2 protein-coding genes are annotated in these 1,399 nt (G+C 60.6%); both read right to left on the bottom strand.

What is annotated here, in order from left to right; genetic code table 11:
• Nucleotides 1-918, bottom strand: a 918-nt coding sequence (locus EOL86_14985) for a hypothetical protein (GenBank protein NCD26873.1), incomplete at its 3' end; no start/stop codon positions are given.
• A 303-nt stretch (nt 919-1,221) separates the two neighbouring features.
• Nucleotides 1,222-1,399 (bottom strand): AraC family transcriptional regulator (locus EOL86_14980; protein NCD26872.1); only part of this gene is annotated, 178 nt, incomplete at its 5' end.

Here is a 1,399-nt window from a genome sequence, read left to right as displayed (position 1 = left end):
GTCGGTGGAATGCAGACGCAGTTCCTGGGAAACGCCGCGCGTTTCGGACCCGATGCTCATGGCCATCAGGTCGATGGGCGTGAAATCGATGTCGTTGGCGAAGGTCTGGTCCTCGCTGCGGACCGAAGTGATCGACGTCAGGGCCATGCTCTCCCAGGCATAGTCGGCGGTCAGGGACAGGCCGTCGGCGTCTTTGTCTGCCTTGCCGTCGTCATCCACGTTCACGGAGTGCCGCATGTCCGAGTCGTCCATGGGGGCAAAGGGAGCGTAGGACGCGCTGTCATAATGCTGGCCGTCGTAAATCAGACGCAGTTCCAGCTGGTCCGACGGCGTGGCGATCACGGACAGGCGGCCGTCGAAATTATCCTCCTGGCCGGCTTCGTTGGAGCCATCGTACTGGTTTTCGAACCACCCGTCGGTCGTGTGATACCGGAAATTGCCCCTGATCCCCAGGCGGCCGTCGATCAACGGCCCGCCGAGCATGGCCGTTCCCGTATAGCTGTTGAAGGTTCCGACATCCGCGCTCAGGCTTCCTTCCCACTCGTCGCCGGGCTTTTTGGTGACGACATTGACGACGCCGGCTTCGGAATTGCGTCCATAGAGTGTGCCCTGGGGGCCGCGCAGCACCTCGACGCGTTCAACATCAAAAAGGCCGATGTCCAGGCCCGAACCGTAATAGACGCCGTCCAGATAAAATCCCATGACCGGATCGCCGGTCATGGAACTGGTGATGCCGCGCATGGCCGCGCGGTTGCTCGTAGAAGCACCCCCGCGCGTGATGTAGAGGTTGGGGGTCAGGGCCTCCAGGTCGGAGGCTGATTTGAGGTCGAAATCCTGGATTTGCGTTTCGTTCAGGAGCGTGATGCTCGTCGGGATCGTGCTCGCGTCTCCCTCTCGCTTTTCCGCCGTGACGGTCATGGGAGCCAGTTCCACGGTGCCGTTGGCGTGTGATTTTTCGGCTCGTGCCGGACTTGTCCCCAGCGCCGCGCAAAGGATGGCCAGGGCCAGAAAAATATGCGGAAAATGAAATAGGTGTTTGTCGTGCCTGCCTTTTTTCCTCCTTGTTGTGCGTACGACGGATGTGCGACGCCAGCCAGGAATCGCCCCTCGTCGTGTACGACGCGCGGACGATAGCTCAGGCCCGGAAGACGGGCATAGTACGGAAGGGTTTTTGTGCGGTATGTTTGAGTCGCGAGGGATGCGTGACGCTTCAAAACGGAGTCAGGACGCGGCCTTCATGTATGAGCCGGGGGTCGTTCCAAAACGTCGCTTGAAGTGTTTGATGAAATGCGTGGCGTCGTGGAAGTCGCAGCGGTGGGCGATTTCGGTCACGGACCAGCGTCCTTGGGCGAGCAGTTCCCGTGACTGATCCAGGCGGTGGTTGCGCACATAGTCGCAG

The sequence above is a fragment of the Deltaproteobacteria bacterium genome (genome assembly GCA_009930495.1).
Classification (GTDB): Bacteria; Desulfobacterota; Desulfovibrionia; order Desulfovibrionales; family Desulfomicrobiaceae; genus Desulfomicrobium.
This window is presented reverse-complemented; position numbering and strand designations above follow the sequence as displayed.